Source organism: Bradyrhizobium sp. Pa8, assembly GCF_052588265.1.
Genome location: NZ_CP176767.1, coordinates 4,625,235 through 4,642,078, shown reverse-complemented (window position 1 = coordinate 4,642,078; position 16,844 = coordinate 4,625,235). Strand labels below are relative to the sequence as shown.

General features: G+C 60.6%; 21 protein-coding genes. 9 read left to right on the top strand and 12 right to left on the bottom strand.

Annotated features, from left to right (window positions below; genetic code table 11):
- Positions 1 to 14: 14 nt before the first annotated feature.
- On the bottom strand, positions 15 to 1,142 hold the full coding sequence (locus tag ACKWRH_RS21245; protein WP_085971460.1) for an isovaleryl-CoA dehydrogenase: 1,128 nt from the start codon (positions 1,140 to 1,142) through the stop codon (positions 15 to 17).
- Between the two features lie 147 nt (positions 1,143 to 1,289).
- On the opposite strand from ACKWRH_RS21245, the gene ACKWRH_RS21240 reads away from it, so the two are divergent.
- Positions 1,290 to 2,318, top strand: a complete 1,029-nt coding sequence (locus tag ACKWRH_RS21240; RefSeq protein ID WP_445222184.1) for an AraC family transcriptional regulator — start codon at positions 1,290 to 1,292, stop codon at positions 2,316 to 2,318.
- Positions 2,319 to 2,393: 75 nt separating this feature from the next.
- On the opposite strand, the gene ACKWRH_RS21235 is transcribed toward ACKWRH_RS21240, so the two are convergent.
- From ACKWRH_RS21235 to ACKWRH_RS21225, 3 genes are all read right to left on the bottom strand, one after another.
- Positions 2,394 to 2,693 (bottom strand): DUF3551 domain-containing protein, encoded by a 300-nt coding sequence (locus tag ACKWRH_RS21235; protein ID WP_445222183.1) that lies wholly within the window; start codon positions 2,691 to 2,693, stop codon positions 2,394 to 2,396.
- A gap of 246 nt (positions 2,694 to 2,939) precedes the next feature.
- On the bottom strand, positions 2,940 to 3,431 hold the full coding sequence (locus ACKWRH_RS21230; protein WP_445222182.1) for an Lrp/AsnC family transcriptional regulator: 492 nt from the start codon (positions 3,429 to 3,431) through the stop codon (positions 2,940 to 2,942).
- Between the two features lie 273 nt (positions 3,432 to 3,704).
- Positions 3,705 to 4,010: an ETC complex I subunit gene (locus ACKWRH_RS21225; protein WP_254119249.1), complete on the bottom strand. Its 306-nt coding sequence runs from the start codon at positions 4,008 to 4,010 to the stop codon at positions 3,705 to 3,707.
- A 258-nt stretch (positions 4,011 to 4,268) separates the two neighbouring features.
- Between ACKWRH_RS21225 and ACKWRH_RS21220 the strand changes: the two genes are divergently transcribed.
- Positions 4,269 to 5,447 carry an OpgC domain-containing protein gene (locus tag ACKWRH_RS21220; protein WP_445222181.1) on the top strand — a complete coding sequence of 393 codons (1,179 nt, stop codon included), beginning with the start codon at positions 4,269 to 4,271 and terminating at the stop codon, positions 5,445 to 5,447.
- A gap of 65 nt (positions 5,448 to 5,512) precedes the next feature.
- Here ACKWRH_RS21220 and ACKWRH_RS21215 read toward each other — a convergent pair whose 3' ends face one another.
- Positions 5,513 to 5,704: a hypothetical protein gene (locus tag ACKWRH_RS21215; RefSeq protein ID WP_445222180.1), complete on the bottom strand. Its 192-nt coding sequence runs from the start codon at positions 5,702 to 5,704 to the stop codon at positions 5,513 to 5,515.
- Between the two features lie 331 nt (positions 5,705 to 6,035).
- Here ACKWRH_RS21215 and ACKWRH_RS21210 point away from each other — a divergent pair, with 331 nt between their 5' ends.
- The 3 genes from ACKWRH_RS21210 to ACKWRH_RS21200 all read left to right on the top strand — a co-directional run bounded on the left by ACKWRH_RS21210 (position 6,036) and on the right by ACKWRH_RS21200 (position 8,528).
- On the top strand, positions 6,036 to 6,176 hold the full coding sequence (locus tag ACKWRH_RS21210) for a hypothetical protein (protein ID WP_445222655.1): 141 nt from the start codon (positions 6,036 to 6,038) through the stop codon (positions 6,174 to 6,176).
- 556 nt (positions 6,177 to 6,732) lie between these two features.
- Positions 6,733 to 6,894, top strand: coding sequence for an RNA-binding protein (locus ACKWRH_RS21205; protein WP_259225151.1), 162 nt, complete (start codon positions 6,733 to 6,735; stop codon positions 6,892 to 6,894).
- Between the two features lie 371 nt (positions 6,895 to 7,265).
- Positions 7,266 to 8,528: a tyrosine-type recombinase/integrase gene (locus ACKWRH_RS21200; RefSeq protein ID WP_445222179.1), complete on the top strand. Its 1,263-nt coding sequence runs from the start codon at positions 7,266 to 7,268 to the stop codon at positions 8,526 to 8,528.
- A 383-nt stretch (positions 8,529 to 8,911) separates the two neighbouring features.
- Here ACKWRH_RS21200 and ACKWRH_RS21195 read toward each other — a convergent pair whose 3' ends face one another.
- Together ACKWRH_RS21195 and ACKWRH_RS21190 are read right to left on the bottom strand one after the other, a co-directional pair.
- Positions 8,912 to 9,157 carry a hypothetical protein gene (locus ACKWRH_RS21195; protein ID WP_445222178.1) on the bottom strand — a complete coding sequence of 82 codons (246 nt, stop codon included), beginning with the start codon at positions 9,155 to 9,157 and terminating at the stop codon, positions 8,912 to 8,914.
- Between the two features lie 111 nt (positions 9,158 to 9,268).
- Positions 9,269 to 9,559, bottom strand: a complete 291-nt coding sequence (locus tag ACKWRH_RS21190) for a hypothetical protein (RefSeq protein WP_445222177.1) — start codon at positions 9,557 to 9,559, stop codon at positions 9,269 to 9,271.
- An 85-nt stretch (positions 9,560 to 9,644) separates the two neighbouring features.
- On the opposite strand from ACKWRH_RS21190, the gene ACKWRH_RS21185 reads away from it, so the two are divergent.
- Together ACKWRH_RS21185 and ACKWRH_RS21180 are read left to right on the top strand one after the other, a co-directional pair.
- Positions 9,645 to 9,842: a hypothetical protein gene (locus ACKWRH_RS21185; RefSeq protein ID WP_445222176.1), complete on the top strand. Its 198-nt coding sequence runs from the start codon at positions 9,645 to 9,647 to the stop codon at positions 9,840 to 9,842.
- Positions 9,843 to 10,016: 174 nt separating this feature from the next.
- Positions 10,017 to 10,298 carry a pyocin activator PrtN family protein gene (locus ACKWRH_RS21180; RefSeq protein ID WP_445222175.1) on the top strand — a complete coding sequence of 94 codons (282 nt, stop codon included), beginning with the start codon at positions 10,017 to 10,019 and terminating at the stop codon, positions 10,296 to 10,298.
- 65 nt (positions 10,299 to 10,363) lie between these two features.
- On the opposite strand, the gene ACKWRH_RS21175 is transcribed toward ACKWRH_RS21180, so the two are convergent.
- Positions 10,364 to 10,876, bottom strand: coding sequence for a hypothetical protein (locus tag ACKWRH_RS21175; protein WP_445222174.1), 513 nt, complete (start codon positions 10,874 to 10,876; stop codon positions 10,364 to 10,366).
- Positions 10,877 to 11,262: 386 nt separating this feature from the next.
- Between ACKWRH_RS21175 and ACKWRH_RS21170 the strand changes: the two genes are divergently transcribed.
- The gene (locus ACKWRH_RS21170; RefSeq protein ID WP_445222173.1) at positions 11,263 to 11,547 is read left to right on the top strand and encodes a DUF3892 domain-containing protein; all 285 of its coding nucleotides are present in this window, start codon (positions 11,263 to 11,265) and stop codon (positions 11,545 to 11,547) included.
- 588 nt (positions 11,548 to 12,135) lie between these two features.
- On the opposite strand, the gene ACKWRH_RS21165 is transcribed toward ACKWRH_RS21170, so the two are convergent.
- Positions 12,136 to 12,396 carry a DUF6894 family protein gene (locus tag ACKWRH_RS21165; RefSeq protein ID WP_445222172.1) on the bottom strand — a complete coding sequence of 87 codons (261 nt, stop codon included), beginning with the start codon at positions 12,394 to 12,396 and terminating at the stop codon, positions 12,136 to 12,138.
- 776 nt (positions 12,397 to 13,172) lie between these two features.
- On the opposite strand from ACKWRH_RS21165, the gene ACKWRH_RS21160 reads away from it, so the two are divergent.
- A complete protein-coding gene (locus tag ACKWRH_RS21160; RefSeq protein ID WP_445222171.1) occupies positions 13,173 to 13,508 on the top strand; it encodes a hypothetical protein in 336 nt (111 codons plus the stop codon).
- 451 nt (positions 13,509 to 13,959) lie between these two features.
- Here ACKWRH_RS21160 and ACKWRH_RS21155 read toward each other — a convergent pair whose 3' ends face one another.
- The 3 genes from ACKWRH_RS21155 to ACKWRH_RS21145 all read right to left on the bottom strand — a co-directional run bounded on the left by ACKWRH_RS21155 (position 13,960) and on the right by ACKWRH_RS21145 (position 16,750).
- Positions 13,960 to 14,403 (bottom strand): Panacea domain-containing protein, encoded by a 444-nt coding sequence (locus ACKWRH_RS21155; RefSeq protein WP_445222170.1) that lies wholly within the window; start codon positions 14,401 to 14,403, stop codon positions 13,960 to 13,962.
- A gap of 476 nt (positions 14,404 to 14,879) precedes the next feature.
- Positions 14,880 to 15,302, bottom strand: coding sequence for a hypothetical protein (locus ACKWRH_RS21150; RefSeq protein WP_445222169.1), 423 nt, complete (start codon positions 15,300 to 15,302; stop codon positions 14,880 to 14,882).
- 704 nt (positions 15,303 to 16,006) lie between these two features.
- The gene (locus ACKWRH_RS21145; RefSeq protein ID WP_445222168.1) at positions 16,007 to 16,750 is read right to left on the bottom strand and encodes a glycine-rich domain-containing protein; all 744 of its coding nucleotides are present in this window, start codon (positions 16,748 to 16,750) and stop codon (positions 16,007 to 16,009) included.
- Positions 16,751 to 16,844 lie beyond the last annotated feature (94 nt).

The following is a 16,844-nucleotide window of genomic DNA, read 5'->3' as shown; positions in this document are numbered from 1 at the left end:
ATGAGGTGAAGGTTTCAGGCCGTCTCGGACATCAGCTCGCGGCCGATCAGCATGCGACGCACCTCCGAGGTGCCGGCGCCGATCTCGTAGAGTTTTGCGTCGCGCCAGAGACGTCCGACCGGGAATTCGGAGGTATAGCCGACGCCGCCCAGCGCCTGGATCGCCTCGCCGGCCATCCACGTCGCCTTCTCCGCGGAATAGAGGATCGCGGCGGCCGCATCCTTGCGCAGCGTGCGGGCGTGGTCGGCCCGGTCGCAGGCGCGCCCGACCGCATAGACATAGGCGCGCGCCGACTGCCAGGTCGCATACATGTCGGCGAGCTTGCCCTGCATCAGCTGGAAGTCGCCGATCGGCTGGCCGAACTGTTTTCGTTCGTGCATGTAGGGCACCACGGCGTCCATGCAGGCCGCCATGATCCCGAGCGGGCCGCCCGACAGCACCGTGCGCTCGTAGTCGAGGCCGGACATCAGCACCTTGACGCCCTCGCCCACCTTGCCGAGCACGTTCTCTTCCGGCACCTCGCACTCGTCGAAGAACAGGGGATAGGTGTTGGAGCCGCGCATGCCGAGCTTGTCGAGATGCTGGCCGTGGGTGAACCCCTTGAAACCCTTCTCGACCAGGAACGCGGTCATGCCGCGCGGGCCCGCCTCCGGATCGGTCTTGGCATAGACGACCAGCACGTCGGCGTCGCCGCCATTGGTGATCCACATCTTGGAGCCGTTGAGGACGTAGCGGTCGCCGCGCTTGTCGGCGCGCAGCTTCATCGAGACGACGTCGGAGCCCGCGCCGGGCTCGGACATCGCGAGCGCGCCGACATATTCGCCGGAGATCAGTTTTGGCAGATAGCGCGCGCGCTGCGCGTCGTTGCCGTTGCGGCGGATCTGGTTGACGCAGAGGTTGGAATGGGCGCCGTAGGATAGCCCCACGGCAGCCGAGCCCCGCGAAATCTCCTCCATGGCGACGATATGGGCGAGATAGCCCATGCTGGAGCCGCCATATTGCTCCGGCGCGGTCATGCCGAGCAGGCCGAGGTCGCCAAAGCGCTTCCAGAGGTCGGCCGGGAACAGATTGGCCTTCTCGATTTCGGCGGCGCGCGGGGCGATCTCCGCCTCCACGAAGGCGCGCAGCGTGTCGCGCAGCATGCTGATGTCTTCGCCCAGATCGAAATCGATGCTCGGGATGTTCAAGGCGATTCCTCCGTATTCTTGTCGGGTCCGAACCTACCCCCGCCCGGGCGTCCTGGCGGTCGAAAAGGTTGCATTTTCCGCCAAGTTTGGCGAGGATTTTTCATGCCTTTTCAAGCCGCGACCGCGACGCCCCGCCGCGCCATGACCCCCGCCGCCTTCGTCCGCGGCGTGGTTGCCGCTTATGCCCTTTACGGACGGGATCCGGCCGAAGCCTTGGGCAAGGGGCAGGTCACCGCGGACCTCGTTCGATCCCGGGACGGACGGGTGACGGCGGCCCAGTTCGAGGCGCTGGCCGGCCACGCCATGCGCGAGCTCGACGACGAGGCGCTTGGCTGGTTCTCGCGCCGACTGCCCTGGGGAACCTATGGCATGCTGTGCCGCGCCTCGATCACGGCCCCCAATCTCGAAGTCGCGCTAAAGCGCTGGTGTCGGCATCATCGCCTGCTGACCGAGGACGTGCTGTTCGAGCTCTCGCTTGGTGATGAGACCGCGACCATCTCCATTCGCGAGCAGCGCGACCTCGGCCCCTTGCGTGAATTCTGCCTGGTCACCCTGCTCCGCTATGTCCTCGGCTTCTCCTGCTGGGCCGTCGATTCCGCGATCGCGCTGCGTGCGGCCGAGTTTCCCTATTCCGAACCGGGCCACGTCTCGGTCTATCCGACGATCTTCTGCAGGCATTTGAGCTTTGATGCGGACGGCGCCCGCATCGTATTCGACAAGCATTATCTCTCTCTGCCGCTGACCCGCAGCCCCGCCGATCTCGACAGTATGCTCAAGGGCGCGCTGCGGCTCACCGTGCTGCCCTACCGACGCGACCGGCTCCTGGTCGAGCGCGTCCGCCGCGTGCTGCGCAATGCACGTGGACGCATTCTCGGCGCCGAGGATGTCGCAAGCGAGCTGGCGCTCTCCACCCGCACCATGCATCGGCGCCTGCGCGAGGAAGCGACCTCGCTGCGCGATCTCAAGGAAGAAGCAAAGTTCGAGCTCGCCAAGCAGGAGCTGATGCGCGGCCGGACGCCGATCAAGCGGATCGCGGAGATCGCCGGCTTCCGCAACGAGAAGAGTTTTTCGCGCGCCTTCCGCACCTGGACCGGCGCCAGCCCGCGCGAATTTCGCGACCGGTATCGCTGAGGCCTGCAAACACGCACGGCCTCCGCGATCGAACGCAGAGGCCGCGCCATTTACGCCGGAATTGGCGATCGTGACTTAGTTCGAGGACGCATCCTTGCGCGGACGAGCCTTGGTACGCGACTGCGGCTGCTTCGGCTGGAAGGCGAGCGCATCGTTGCTGGTCTTCGCGCCGGCGGCCTGCGAGCACATGCCGCCGATGCCGCCGGAAGCGGCCCGGCAGGCTTCCATCGTCGGATAGCCGCAGCCGTGTGCAGCCTGGGCGCCGTTGGTGATGCAGTAGTCGTCCGCCTTTGCGGCGGGCGCGGTCATCATGAGAAACGCAGAGGCGAACAGCGTCGCAGCGGATGCGACGAACGTCTTCGAGGTCGAGGTCATGTTGTCTTTTCCTGCTTCAGGGTCCCACAAAAGCATCCCCAGCCTGCGACGCAGGCTGAGGCTCACACCTCGCATGTAGGCCAGCGCCCCACCCCGGCAATCACGGTTCAGCGCATTGCAGGGCTTCGTAAATCACATGTCACAGTTAGGTGAGTTACTCATGTAACATGGCGACTTCGGATTCGGCTTTTGTGAATCGTCGGGGGTCGCGAGGGGCGCAGCTCGCTGTCCTGCTGGGGCCATCGCCTATCCCGCCGACGCCGCCACGACCTCCTGCAACGGCAGCGGCACGTCCTTCGCGACACCCAGCACCGGAAAGCTGCGAACGTTCTTCACATCAGGCATCGCAGCGAAATGCAGCAGCTGCTGCCGCATGCTCTCGACGTTCGGCGCGACGCATTTCAGCAGGTAGTCGGTGTCGCCCGAAATCCGCCAGCACTGCTGGATGCGCGGAATCGCGGCGATCGAGCTCTCGAACGCCTCCAGCACCGGCTGGGCCTGGCTGCCGAGCTGGATCGAGACGAACGACACCACCTCATAGCCAAGCAGCCGCTCGTCGATGACGGCGCGAACCGCCCGGATCACGCCGCGGCTGAACAGCAATTTCAGCCGCCGCAGGCAATTGGGCGCGGACACGCCGACCCGCAGTGCCAGCTCGTTGTTGCGCACCCGCCCGTCCTGCTGCAGCTCGGAGAGTATTTTCAGATCGACGCCGTCGAGCTGGTCACGCCCGGCCATCCCTCCACCTCGCCATGATCCCGTCATGACGTCAGCGAAGCACGCTGCGGAATCGCTGCCAAGGGGCCGGAGCCCGGCGCGACAGCTGATCCGTGCATCGGGTCATCGGACGCGACGTCATGTCTGCGGGCGGGGTACCCCCCGCCGTCATGGCAGGGCTTGTCGCGGCCATCTGCGCTCTTTCACTCGGCCCCAAAGACGTGGATGCCCGGGACAAGGCCCGGGCATGACGAGTAAATCACGTCGGATGAAGTCGGAGCAGCCAGCCGCCCCTCAATGCGTCCAGGGCTCGCCGCGCCGGAACGAGAAATTGTCGGCATAGGCGGCCGGGCGGCGGATCGAATCCTGCGGCTCGATCACCTGGTAGGCGATGCCCTTGCGCTCGCAATAGGCGACCGCCTCTTCCTTGCTGTGGAAGCGCAGCGTGATCTGCTGCTTCATGTCGCCGGACGAGGTCCATCCCATCAGCGGCTCGACCGAACGGGGCTGCTCCGGCTCGTAGTCGAGCTGCCATTCCTTGGTCTTGGACCGGCCGGATTGCATCGCGTTCTTGGCGGGCTTGAAAATGCGTGCGGTCATGGGTGGTCCGGGCCTCTTCGTCTTTTCGTCCGATTCCGATGCGTCACGGTAGCAGTTGGTCGAAACCGCGGGCATAGTATAGAGACACCTTTTGGGAACTGATCGGTGATTCCGGTCCCCCCGGGATGCCTTGCCGACGGGTATAGTCATTATGCTGCACCGTGACAATTGCGTACCCGCCTTCCGCGCCGGGATCCCGCCCGGCGGCCCTGTCTCGCCGACACCAGCGTATCCGCCCCCTCCGAAAGCTTCCGTCGCATGGCCTTCCTGAACATCAACGCCACGCTTCCCGAAAAGGGCCGTGACCTCAGGCTCGACCTGTTTCGCGGCATCGCGAACTGGGCGATCTTCCTCGACCATATCCCCGACAACGTGGTGAACTGGATCACCACCCGCAACTACGGCTTTTCCGACGCCGCCGACCTGTTCGTCTTCATCTCCGGCTACACCGCCTCCTTCGTCTATGCGCGAATGATGCTCGAGCGCGGCTTCATCGTCGGCGCCACGAGGCTGACCAAGCGGGTCTGGCAGCTCTACGTCGCCCACATCATCCTGTTCGTGATCTACATCGCCTCGATCAGCTATCTGGCGCTGCGCTTCGGCGACTCCGACATGATCAACGAGTTCAACGTCGCCGGCCTCGTCGACAACGCCACCGAGACCTTGCGCCAGGGCCTGTTCCTGCGCTTCAAGCCGCTCAATCTCGACGTGCTGCCGCTCTACATCGTGCTGATGGGGCTGTTTCCGCCGGTGTTGTGGTTCATGTTGCGCAAGCCCGACCTGACGATGGCGCTGTCCATCGTGCTGTGGCTCGCCGCCCGCCATTACGGCCTGAACCTGACCGCCTATCCGGCCGGCCAGTGGTACTTCAACCCGTATGCCTGGCAGGTGCTGTTCGTGTTCGGCGCCTGGTGCGCGATGGGCGGTGCCCGGCGTTCGGGAGCCGTGATCAATTCGCCGATCACGCTGTGGCTTTGCCTCGGCTATCTCGCCTTCGCGCTGGTCATGACCATGGCCGGCCGCTTCCCCACCCTCGGCGGCATGTTCCCGGGATGGCTGTTCTCGGCCTTCAACCCCAACGACAAGACCAACCTTGCGCCCTACCGCTTCCTCCATTTCGTCGTGATCGTGATCCTGGTGATCCGCTTCGTGCCGAAGGAATGGCCGGGCCTGGAGTGGAAGGTGTTCGATCCCTTGATCGTCTGCGGCCAGCAGTCGCTCGCCGTGTTCTGCGTCGGCGTGTTCCTGTCCTTCGTCGGCCATTTCGAGCTGTCGATGAGCTCGGGCTCGCTGTTCGCGCAGATCTTCGTCAGCATCGCCGGCATCGCGATCATGACGACGGTGGCCTATTACATTTCCTGGTCGAAAAAGCAGGACAAGCCGTTGAAGCCGCCGCCGCCCAAACCTGCGGCCGCCGCGCCTGCAAAGGCCGCCTAGAGCCATTTCCGTTCCGATGAAATCGGAACGGGGCGCTGGGTTTCCATTGCGGCAGCGGAGCCGGCTCAGGCCGCTTCGCTGTCGTACTCGGTGAACTTCTTGTAGATCCAGTCGCGGCCGTCGTGGCGGCGCCAGACCCTTCCGTAGACGAGCTGCCCGTTGATCGAGCGGCGCGGCACGATCACGGTCCAGAGGTGCCAGATCTCGGTCCAGCTCGACTGCTGATGGACGGTTCGGACGTTGCGATCGAAAGACATGACGCAAAACTCACAGGATATGAGCGCCGCGACGAACTGTGACCTGTGTGAGCACCGATTGCAGGCAGCCCATCGCGAGCCTTGCCGACCTGATATCAGCCAGGAATGCGGCCGCAACAACCACTCGGCCTTAACCTAACCGGTCAACCTTACCCCTCGTGGGTACCCGCCAAGACCCGTTGAAAGCCGGCGCCGATTTTTCTATGATGCGTGCACAATTTGAGAATGAGCGCACCGTTTTGGACGCGTGGCAATTGCGAACTGATTTTCATTTTTCAAATGACTTGCTGACCGGGGCACCACAATGAATATGCAATGTGGACGTTTGCGCTTGGCGGTGCGCTCGGTGCCGCCTGCGCCACGCGTCAAGACAGTCAAGACATCCGTCTCTGAACCGCCGAAGGCGGCCAACGACAATCATCTGGCCTGGCCGTTCGTGCCGTTTCCGCTCGGCTGGTACGCGACGAACTGATCCCCGGAATAGCGCGACGCCGCTCAAGCGGAATATCATCGCTTGGCGGCGTCCGTTTAGGCATTGGGCGCTGAAATCCCCAATGCTCATATGTCTATGGCGACAGCCAAAGGTTCGAAGCCATTTTGCGAATTCTGCGTCGGGCCGGCCGGCGCAATGCCTTGAAAAATCGCGCAGAAGTGGCGTTTGGTGAAGAACAAGCGCCAAGGCTTCAGTCAAGGCTTCAGGCAAGGTTCGCGCGCGCTTCCGGTCGCGATAGGCCGCCTACCCCACGCCCCCGCAAAAGCGCCGGCTCGGATGTGCGACGTGCTCTGGGCGTTACAGGTCCGTCCCGACTAGTTGTCATGTTCCCGCCTCTGCGGTCGCAACCAATCACCGCGCCATGAGTTGCAGGTTCTTCCCGTCTGTCCGGGGGAGCCGCGTGGCTGCGATCCATGTCCGCGCGATGTACGGACGGTCATCTCGTCTCACGACCGTGTGAGCTGGAGCGCGGCCGGTGAATTTTCACGAGCGAGCAGAGACCAACGAACATCAGGCCGCAAGGCAAGGGGATGCAGTGAGCCAAATCGATACGACCGAGAAACTCTCTGGCACGCCGGAGACCGAAAATTCGCTGTTCGCGCTGTGCGGGCTCGGCGTCGCCGGGATCGCCATGCTGGGCTGGATCTGCGCCCTCGCTTGGATCGCCTGGCGCCTCGTCGATTGGCTGTTGTTTTGAAATTGAAACGCAGCCGGAACGCCAACACACGCAAAAGTTGCAGCTGGCGCAATTTCGCGGGGATCGTCCTGCCAACCTGACCGTCGTAGGCGACAACGGAACGGGACGAGCGCGGCGCAATATCGAGAGAATTGAAGGAGCTTCAACCTCGGGACTGGTCGGGGCAGCTGGATTCGAACCAACGACCTGCAGTACCCAAAACTTAGCAGACTGTTTTCAGACGGGTTCCGTTTAGTACCATCGAACTCCGCTCGTTATATAAGCTATTGATAATACTAAAATATATTCAGCGTCTCATTTCCATTGCTTTCCTGTCGTTTCCGCCCAATACATGATCCGGTGGCTACTCGGTGGCTATTCCGGAGAAAGCGATGCCAATACTGAAACTCGGCCGACGTGCGGTCACCGGCCTTCCCGCAGTGACGAAAACAACCATTTTTTACGATTCGGAGCTGACCGGTTTCGGCGTCAAGGTCACGCCCACGGGCGCGCAGTCATGGGTGGTCGAGTATCGCCCTGGCGAAGGCGGCAGGCGCGTTGCGAAACGCCGTATGGTGATTGGTACGCCCGCCACGCTAGCCCCCGAGAAGGCCCGGGAAGCCGCTGAAACGCTGCTGGCCAAAGTGAAGCTGGGCGCCGACCCGGCCGCGGAGCGGGGCGCTGCGAGGAAGGCGGAAACCGTAGACGAGTTGATTGATAGTTTCGTCAGGGACCACCTGAAGCCAAAATGCAAGGCGGGCACGATCCGCCTGAACACCGGTTATATCAAGAATCATATCCGCCCTGCCCTAGGCAAAAAGAAAGCCACGGCTGTGACTCGACCGGACGTAAACCGCCTGCACCTCAAGATCAAAGAAGCCGGACACGATGTCGCAGCAAATCGGGTCGTGTCGCTGATCGGAACAATCTATGAGTTTGGCCTCGATGAGGAAATACTCCCCAAGCGTACCGAGAATCCAGCCGCCGGCATCACACCCTTTGTCGAAACGCAACGGCAGCGCTACCTCACCGAACAAGAACTGCATCTTGTTGGCGATGCAGTTCGAGAGGCCGAGACGGTCGGCATTCCGTGGGCGCCAGATCCAACCAAGAAGACCAAACACGCGCCCAAGCCCGAGAACAGGCTTACGAAGATCGATCAGCATGCCGCAGCAGCGTTGCGCTTGCTCCTGTTCACGGGCTGCAGGCTGCGAGAGATCCTCAATCTGCGATGGGCAGAGTACGACGCAGGCCGCGGCCTGCTATTCCTGCCCGACTCCAAGACGGGCCAGAAAACTGTCGTGCTCTCTGCGCCAGCCATCGCAATACTAGACGCCCTACCCCGCATCGGCGTCTATGTGATCGCCAGCGAGTCAGCGGGCACGAAGGACGAGAAGCCGCGCGCGGACCTGAAGCGCCCATGGGATGCCGTACGCAAGCGCGCTAGCATCGAGGATGTGAGAATCCACGACCTACGCCACAGCTTCGCCAGCGTCGGCGCTGGCTCGGATCTCGGCCTGCCTATCATCGGCCGCCTGTTGGGCCACACGCAGGCAAGCACCACGCAACGTTACGCACACATTGCGGTCAACCCCGCTAAGCGGGCTGCGGATCTCATCGCTGGCAAGATCGCCGACGCCATGAATGGGAAGTGACGGCGCTGACGGGAAAGGCCGCCCCGACCAATGAAAAAGCCGCAGTGAGGCTGGACCGCACTGCGGCTTCCTCTAGTCCAATATCTTTGGTGCTCAAATCTCGTTCAAGTGTTCATCCAATAGAACACAGCGTTCCGAAAATGGGAGTCCGCACAACTACGGTGCGCGACAGAAGGCCCGCCCAATTTGCGACGGAGGCGGCCGATGCGATGAACGGCAAATATGGCAACGGCCCTTGATGACTGTGCCGGGACTAATCGCGCGCTTACGCGCCCCAATCGGCATGATACCGGTTGCCCCGGTGCTTTGAATTAGGTTCAGAAGGATGGCCCTGGCTGGAACTCGGCAATGTTTTGGTGGGCCTCGACTCGCAGCTATGACACCTAGGCCAAACTCCGCCGCTCGCGCTCAGCGTCGTTCGCCGCCCTGAGCCGGTCCCTGATGTATTCGGAGATTTCGCCGATCTCAGCCCGCAAGTCTGACTCCGAGATGCCCCGCTCCCCAGCGGCCTCGACAAGACGTCGGCTGAGTTCCGCCACATCCTGCGACGCGCCGGGAGTCCGATACTGCTCGACGGCGTGGATGCTGTTCTCGGTCCAGAAGTCGATAAACTCGCGAGCCTCGCTCACCGTATTCCCCCAACGCACCACTGGCGGCAGCGTTAACGCTAGTCGGAAAAAAGAGCAAGAAGAAGCCCGCCCCAGCGATGGGGCGGGCTGCGTGTCCGGGCTCAGCTGGCGCTACTCCGCAGCGTCCAACTGCTCACCGGCCGGAAGCATGGGTTCCGGAATCCCGCGCGCCCGGCGATCGGCCACGAACCAATCTCTCCAGATATCGTGCAGCCGATGTGCGTCTTTCGAAAGGTTTGAGGTCAGCCACTCCATGCTGGACGGGGTATACCCACAATCGGCCTTCGCATAATCGGCCACGGCCCGGGCGGCGTGGCGGACGGTGACGATCTGTTCGAGCAGCGCGTCTTTGAGTTCGCGGGCGGTTTCGGTCTGCTTTGTGGTAATGTGGACGGTAGCCATGAGCGCGGTAACCTCGCGTTAGGGTTAGGGCCGGTTCGCAGGGCTGCAACCTTGCGCCGGCCTGATTTCGTGATAACATGGCTACATGAGCAACGCAAGTCATGTTAACATGAAAACACCAAAAAAGAGAGCGCCGGCTACTGGTGAACTGGTGGGTATCCGCATCCAGCCGGAGATAGCCAAGGCCATAGACGACTGGCGCCGCAAGCAGGCCGACCTGCCCGGCCGACCGGAAGCCATCCGCCGGCTAGTGGAGTTAGGGCTGCGAGGAAAGGCCAAGTGAGTGATCAAAGCCGCAAGACTCTGACCTGATGCTGTCGGCATGCGGGGCAAGCTCGTCTAATCACTGTTTGGACCGACCGGCACTGCAGACTCTGCTTCTGTTAACAACGATTCCGCGCGTCTTGCGCTCTGACGGTCGGCGGCCGAGCATGCCCCCTCACCTCGGAGGCGCGCGATGTCGAAGGACCACACCACTCTCAACACGGCCTTCCTTCTGATGGCGCAATACAGCGGCAAGGCGGTGATCCCCGTGGAGGACGTCTGCCGCGACTATTTTAGCCACCTTGATCCGGGAAAGTTCATTCGCAAGGTGAACGAAGGCGATTTGAAAATTCCGATGGTGCGCATGGAGGAGAGCCTGAAATGTGCCAAAGGAATCCACCTTCAGGATCTCGCAGACTACCTGGATGAACGCCGAGCCGAGGCGCAGAAGGAGCTAAAGCAGGTTTGGGGCTAGGTGCCGAAAAGCTAGTTGCCCTCCGCGATTGGCTCGCCCTATGGTGGCGCTTTGGCGGCTCGGCCTCACTTCTCTTCGCTGGTCGCTTCGATCAAAAATGGTTCGTGAGTCGCCCTCGGCATAGCGGCGCTCCAACTTGTGATGGCCTCGTTCGTTAGGTGAGTCGCAGCCAATTTATTCCAGGACGTCACGACCCTCCTCCAACTCTCCTTTCGAGCGGGCAGAAGCTCTAGCATCCTTTGCGCCTTTCGCGCAGCCACTAACTTCCCGTCGCGCTTGGCCTCTTTCAGTCTTTTGCGCACCAGCTCTTCGGTTCGCCTCCATCCGACGTCCGTCATTCTTTCCGCGACAAAGCAATCGAAGTAAACCCGAAAAGACAAAGCTCGGTCTGCGGCGATGCATGCAGCCAAGTCCAACTCGTTCAACCAACGATGAAGAGATTCGAGTTGCTCCGACGTGCCAAAAGCGAGCATGCCATCATGCTCAAACGTTAAGAATGTCGCGAAGCCCGCGATCTCAAGCTGCATGTCCAAATCTTGTGAATCCAGCCAACGGGTGACTGCTTGCAGTGGAGACATCGCCTTCCCTCCTTCAGCCGTGATTGGGCTCGCGACTGGGGCGACGGAAGCAGCGCGGGCGCGACTCGGCGCCGGGAAACATGCGAAAAGCCGACGCTGTCCCTGCCACGTCCGCGCTGCCAGTGAAGTTTGCGGCGATGACTCGGCGCTAGCGTTGGACCATAGCGCTGTCCCTACCACACGCCGCTAACTTTGATGGACGGCCTGGCCACCGTGAATGGCAAGGCTGACCAGCACGGCCCGTGCGGATGGCAGTCCATGGGGCGTGCCCTCGAAGCTGTACCAGCGAAAAGTCCTCCCGCGCACCTACCAGGATTGGCGGCCGCCTATTCCACGGCCGGAGTCTAAGCTGGTCACTTAGCCTTGCAGACGAAGGAGAGACCCACGTGGCCAAACTCGCACGCATTCATTGCATCAATAAGACCGACAAGATGAATCCCCACGAGAGGATTGAAAGTGTCGGAGGTGTATATCCAAACGGAAGTCGATGGAGGCAATCTGTCAGTCAAACAATCAAAGACATCGAAAGTGGCGAATGGGAGTTCTATATTGAAGAGGACGGAATCGTGGTTGGCTTGATCGTGGCCACGCACGATGGGCAAAAGTACATCAAGACGGCGGCGGACGACATTCATCCAAACAATCTTCTATTGCTCGCTGAGTGTCCGTGACACCGCGACTGACAGCAGCTCAGCCAACATGGCTTGACGATTTGATGGTCTTGCGAGGTAAATGAACGTTTCGAGGTCCAAATGATCCGCGAGATTGTTACTGTCGCCCTCGCCGTCTTGGCTGTCGGGCTACTGATCGCAAACCACCTGGTACGACGAGGAGACGCCTTGAATTGCGTCCGGCGGCGCTAAGTTTCCACCATGCCTCCGCCAAACAGACGCAGCCTGCCGAACCCACTGGACCTCACACTCGTCAAAAACGAGATGGTGAAGGGGCAACGGATCATCGTGAACGCAGCGGCGGGTCCCAAAATGGCCGGCCGACATGGCGTTGTTCTCGGATCTGGCGGAACACGCTACCGCGTTCGTGTTCTGCTTGACGGATCAAAGCACGAGATAACACTACACGCGCGTTTTGTGGATGTGCTGAACGAGAACGAGCCATCCGCTTGACCGCTACAGTCAGTCTCGCGTCCGCCGCGCGCGGTTGCATCCGCGCTCTGGACTGGGTAAAAATGCGCACGGGATTGCACCGCCTCCCCTCCTCGCCTTAGCATCCTTCACCGCAGCAACAACGCGCGCGGCAGATCAGTGCTCTGCCGCGCCAACGCTATCAACCCTGTGCCGCGCGATCGCTGCACCGGAGGCGTCAACCACGATTACGACGGTGCCGCTAGCGTGATCGTAGTCGGGATCGCTGACGATGTCCCGAGCGACACGGGCGCCGTATTGGATCGCTAGTTCAGCAGAGCCAAACAGTTCTCCCATCTCGTCCACCTGCATCTCTCCGTTGTGAATGATCGGGAAATAGTAACGTCGCATAGGAGTGCCCTCCACCGCGGCGATCATGCGCTCATATCGAACCAGGGCGCACCTGTCTAAATCGACAGGGAATCGTTATGCAACGACATCCGCACCGTCCCACTCAATCTTAGCGACATACCTCTCTCACTTTAGCTAACCACCGGACAATTACGGAGAGCGAAGCTGCTTTCTTTCTGGTGGACAGCCCTTGGTTGCGATAGTAACTTAGTTCTTTTTCAGGACGTGAGATTTTCTTATGCGCGATTGGCAACTGCCGTTTTCTCGCGTGTGCTTGGACTGCACCTCAAAGCGCGAACCAGGATCCTACCGCGGCTGCACGGAGCATGGGGCAGATTTTCAACGCGCTGCGATTTTGAGCGGTGCGTGATGCTGCTCTACATTTTCACGGTCATAATGATCGAGTCGTGGCTCGACTTCTGGCTCACGGCAGCCCAACGTGTCACCCCGGCATGCTGCCCGGGCTGGGGCACCTCATTCTGGGACGCGACTGGGGACTGACTTGGAGTCCTGGCAGCCCGTCGGTCGCGATTGAAGCAAGACGGCCTGCCAGCCTTTCGTCAGCTATCGCGAGCGCACCCGGTGCCTTTTATGACTAACCCGCACACCGCAAGCAGCGCGAGCACGACTCGGCGTCGGGAATGCAGACCGACGCTGTCCCTGTCGCGCCCGCACTGCCAGGCACATGCCGCGCGGAGTGCGAGTCTACGGGCATGCCCCTCAAGATGTATCGACGAATGGTCTCCATTGCACCTACCAACCCCGGCAGGTGTCGATCTCATGTGGCCTGGTGCAAATGCGCCATGGCGACTGAATTAGATTCGATCTTTGAGGTGATTGAGCATTACCGCGGGCTTTCCGCGCAATACGATGCCGCGGCATCCATGTCCGCGAAACTAGTCGAAGGGGGCGAATTTGACGCCGCCGAGGCAATCAGCGAGGAGCGGTTGTTGGCTCTCGACCAGTACAGAGACGTGCTCCTCCAATCCAAACCCACAACGCTTGCGGGCGTCATCGCGCTGAGCCGCTACGTCGCCAGCCTACCGGCTTGGTTGCTGTCGGATGAATGGCATCAACCGTTTCTGAGGATGCTAGCGGACGCGCTGGACGACGCGCTGGACAAGGGCGCCACGCCATAAAGTTGACGGCTCGACGTAGCGCACGCACCGACGCTAGCCCGTTACCCGGTGACAATCAGGTAAAAAACAGCGCGGACGTGACTCGGCGCCAGTCGGAGATACGAGAGCCGACCCGACATAAGTTCACGTGCTTTGCACGGATCATTTCCACCCAAACTTATCGCATATAGAAGCAATGATCTTGTCGATTGCGATTGCAATGCGCTCGTCTGCATATTTTCTGGCCAAGGCGCCCAGTACCAATATCTCGATTAGGAAGACGCAGATCACGCCAACGAAGCCAATGTGAGGAAACGTAGCTAGATCTATGAGGGTGACGCACCCGCATATCCAATAAAACCTCTCTTCGCGGCGCTCGTCAGATTCCCTTTGCAGAGCAGCCTCTAACGCTGCAGCACTCGTCTCAACCATGTTCGGATGAGACGGAGACTGCCTAACGATTACAGAGAAATCATGCGCTTCCGACTCGCGCGCGGTACTCGGCAATGATGTCAGCGTCGGGGATTGGGATGCCTCTTGATCCAGGGACATAGTGACGAGCCCAAGCTCCATTCTGCCAATGCGTCATAGCAACCAATTCACCGGGCGATTTTTGAATAAGGAAGTTGCACGCCTCATCCAAGGTAGCCGCCTCCTGCATCCCACCAATGGGCGGGGCCCAGAAAAAGACGTCCTGAATTGGTTTGCTTCCGAAATTTCGGACTTGCCGGTAGAGTTGGGGCTCGACGGGGCCATAGTCCCATGCCTGGAATTCGGCAGCGACCAAGCGTTGTCCGGTGCGTCCGAGATGCACCATCTGAGCCATATAAAGGATTTTCTGTAGGGCGAGGTTCGTGACGCCCCAATTTCCACGCGCGCAGATGTGTCGCGCTGCGGAGGACGAAGCGATCGACATTTGCGTTTCCCTCTGGGCAACGGCCCCCCTGCCGGCCATAAATCCCATCAGATTATATAGGATTCGTTTAGGATTTGTCACCCGGCCCCCAAAACAACGGAAAGGGGCGCCAAACTGACGCCCCGGATGCCTAGATTTTGCTGAAATACGGTCGGCGACCGCGCAGCCGGTCGATCTAAAGTCCAGTTTCGGGAAGGTTGCCAAGCTCGGCTCATCCGCCCTATAGTTGTGACAGATCAAGGGAGGCAGATATGGCAAACATTAAAGGTCCGCGAGATCACTCGCCGGAAATTGAGAAGCTGGCTGGGAAGAAGTTGCGCGATCCAAAAGCAACGCGGGATGAGAGGCGGCTTGCCGGCGCGGTTCTCGCTCACGCCGATGGCAAGCCCGCAAAGCCAGCTCCAAGACCGCCGAGGCGGGGGCGTTAGTTATGGTGAAGCGAACTGAGCAGCTAGCCTGACAATTGCTCGTCACGGCTAATGTAGCATGGACGACAGCTTCGCGAGCTTTTCAACTAGGTCAAAGCCCATAAACTTAAGCAACAGATAAAGGGCTACCGTGCCGACTGCGAAAAACAGATTGGCAACAGCATTTACGGTGACATCTTTCCAAAATTTCCCGCGCACGGCGTCTTTTAACGCGGCCCTTACAGCCTCTTTTTTCTCTTCGTCGGCATAGGAGACTGCGAACGTGGCGAGCATCTGATCTGCTTTGTCCCACGCGAGATCTATCTGCCCGTCATTCCATGTGGACTGGAAAACATCGATGTCTGATTGCGGAACGGCGGCGCCCGTTGTCGACTTTCTCTCGATGAGGAACTCGCGCTTACGTTCCTTGTAAATACCGTAAGCGATATAGGCGGTGATAAGATCACCGCTTTCCTTCACCCGAGAAAACATCTTCTCGAATATCGGATTGTAATTCCCCAAAACGTGGGACCCTTACTTGCCCTTTTTGGTCAAGACCGATGCCGCCAGACTCTTGGCGGTTCTAAAGCGCCCCGCGTCTGCGCTCTGGATTGTCGTCGATCCGATGCGGCCACCCGCCTTCGTATTCGATACAATCGTCACGGTCTTGCTCTGGGCCGAGCCTGAGGCCGGCCTTACACTCCAGCGGCCACCCGTGTTTTCGCGCATTTTTCGTCTCCGATTCATGAACAATAACATAGGTAGCCATGCTGTCATAGCCAATACGGGCACACTCAAATTAAGACCGCCCGTATTCTCACCTCCACCGCTTCCGCCCGCCTCACCGCTCACCGTCCAATCGCTGACCGGCTCACCCTCTCCGGCCGCGCCTGCGCGGATTGACAAATCTCGCCCCTCCACTGGAGTCGTCAGCTTCTAGTCAGACCGACGCGGCATACTCGACACACTGTTGCTCGTGAATAGAGGCGGTCCGTTTCTGCGTGTGGGCTGTCCGCGCACTGGCACGAGCTTCATAGGCACGCGGTGTCTGGTTCCGTTGACACCGCGTGCCGACCAAACGTTAGCGCTCGTCAAGCACCCATTCGCGTACCGTCAGATAACTAGTGCCCGAATTTCGCCAAAAGAAAGGCCTGTCGCGGCGCGCGGCCGCAGACGGCCACGCGTAGAGTTTTCGCCTAGCTCGAACAGAATTCCGTGACGATGACGAACCCCGCAGACCCGTTTCCGCCAGCGGCGGTCAGGGTGCCCGACCCGTTGCTCGACGCACCGGATCCACCGCCGCCGTAGTTGCTCGCATTGATTCCGGCAACGCCGCCGGGTCCTCCGATACCTTGAGCGCCACCACCAAAAATCGAGCTTCCGCCGTTCCCACTCGCAAACGCGATAGTGGCATTGACTGAATTGTAGAGGCCCGACCCACCCGCCATGCCGGTTGCTGCTATGTCGCCAGTCCCGGCAACACCCGGCGCTCCACCGGCCCCAATCTGCGCGCTGCTTCCGTACTTGCCACCGCCACCGCCCTTCGCGATGCACAGTGTACCCACGCTGGTGTCACCGCCGGCCGAACCGTTGTTTGCGCCGGCCGATCCTCCGCTACCAGCCGCACCGATAGTTACTGTCTGGGATGCCCCGATTGTCGCCGAAGACGCGATTGTGCGTGAATACCCGCCGGAAGCGCCGCCACCGCCTTGATAGAGTTGGCCCGTGGTGCCATTGACAGCGCCGCCGCCACCACCACCGCCGACGACCTCGATGGTCGCATAAAGCAAATTTGCAGATGGCGTGTATGTGTCGGACGATGTGAATACTTGTTTCTTTACCGCACCGGCCGCACCAAGGTTGTTTCGCGAAGTCGCCTTATTAGCCACATCCGACAGATTGGATTTCCTGAGATTCCGTGATCCGGAGCCAAACGCCATCAACCCGCCGCCAGACCTTGCCGGTCGAAGGTTGGAATGCGATCCAGCCGCGTGCATCGGGCGGTGGTTCAGTGAGTTCGGACGGAAGCGCCCC

Bases quoted from the DNA above. Each gene is read 5' to 3' on its own strand.
- ACKWRH_RS21160 (WP_445222171.1), top strand. From the start codon at position 13,173: ATGGCGACTGAATTAGATTCGATCTTTGAGGTGATTGAGCATTACCGC.
- ACKWRH_RS21225 (WP_254119249.1), bottom strand. From the start codon at position 4,010: ATGACCGCACGCATTTTCAAGCCCGCCAAGAACGCGATGCAATCCGGC.
- ACKWRH_RS21190 (WP_445222177.1), bottom strand. From the start codon at position 9,559: ATGGCTACCGTCCACATTACCACAAAGCAGACCGAAACCGCCCGCGAA.
- ACKWRH_RS21220 (WP_445222181.1), top strand. From the start codon at position 4,269: ATGGCCTTCCTGAACATCAACGCCACGCTTCCCGAAAAGGGCCGTGAC.
- ACKWRH_RS21230 (WP_445222182.1), bottom strand. From the start codon at position 3,431: ATGGCCGGGCGTGACCAGCTCGACGGCGTCGATCTGAAAATACTCTCC.
- ACKWRH_RS21185 (WP_445222176.1), top strand. From the start codon at position 9,645: ATGAGCAACGCAAGTCATGTTAACATGAAAACACCAAAAAAGAGAGCG.
- ACKWRH_RS21155 (WP_445222170.1), bottom strand. From the start codon at position 14,403: ATGTCGATCGCTTCGTCCTCCGCAGCGCGACACATCTGCGCGCGTGGA.
- ACKWRH_RS21150 (WP_445222169.1), bottom strand. From the start codon at position 15,302: ATGTTTTCTCGGGTGAAGGAAAGCGGTGATCTTATCACCGCCTATATC.
- ACKWRH_RS21200 (WP_445222179.1), top strand. From the start codon at position 7,266: ATGCCAATACTGAAACTCGGCCGACGTGCGGTCACCGGCCTTCCCGCA.
- ACKWRH_RS21175 (WP_445222174.1), bottom strand. From the start codon at position 10,876: ATGTCTCCACTGCAAGCAGTCACCCGTTGGCTGGATTCACAAGATTTG.
- ACKWRH_RS21180 (WP_445222175.1), top strand. From the start codon at position 10,017: ATGTCGAAGGACCACACCACTCTCAACACGGCCTTCCTTCTGATGGCG.
- ACKWRH_RS21245 (WP_085971460.1), bottom strand. From the start codon at position 1,142: ATGCTGCGCGACACGCTGCGCGCCTTCGTGGAGGCGGAGATCGCCCCG.
- ACKWRH_RS21240 (WP_445222184.1), top strand. From the start codon at position 1,290: ATGCCTTTTCAAGCCGCGACCGCGACGCCCCGCCGCGCCATGACCCCC.
- ACKWRH_RS21165 (WP_445222172.1), bottom strand. From the start codon at position 12,396: ATGATCGCCGCGGTGGAGGGCACTCCTATGCGACGTTACTATTTCCCG.
- ACKWRH_RS21235 (WP_445222183.1), bottom strand. From the start codon at position 2,693: ATGACCTCGACCTCGAAGACGTTCGTCGCATCCGCTGCGACGCTGTTC.
- ACKWRH_RS21145 (WP_445222168.1), bottom strand. From the start codon at position 16,750: ATGGCGTTTGGCTCCGGATCACGGAATCTCAGGAAATCCAATCTGTCG.
- ACKWRH_RS21215 (WP_445222180.1), bottom strand. From the start codon at position 5,704: ATGTCTTTCGATCGCAACGTCCGAACCGTCCATCAGCAGTCGAGCTGG.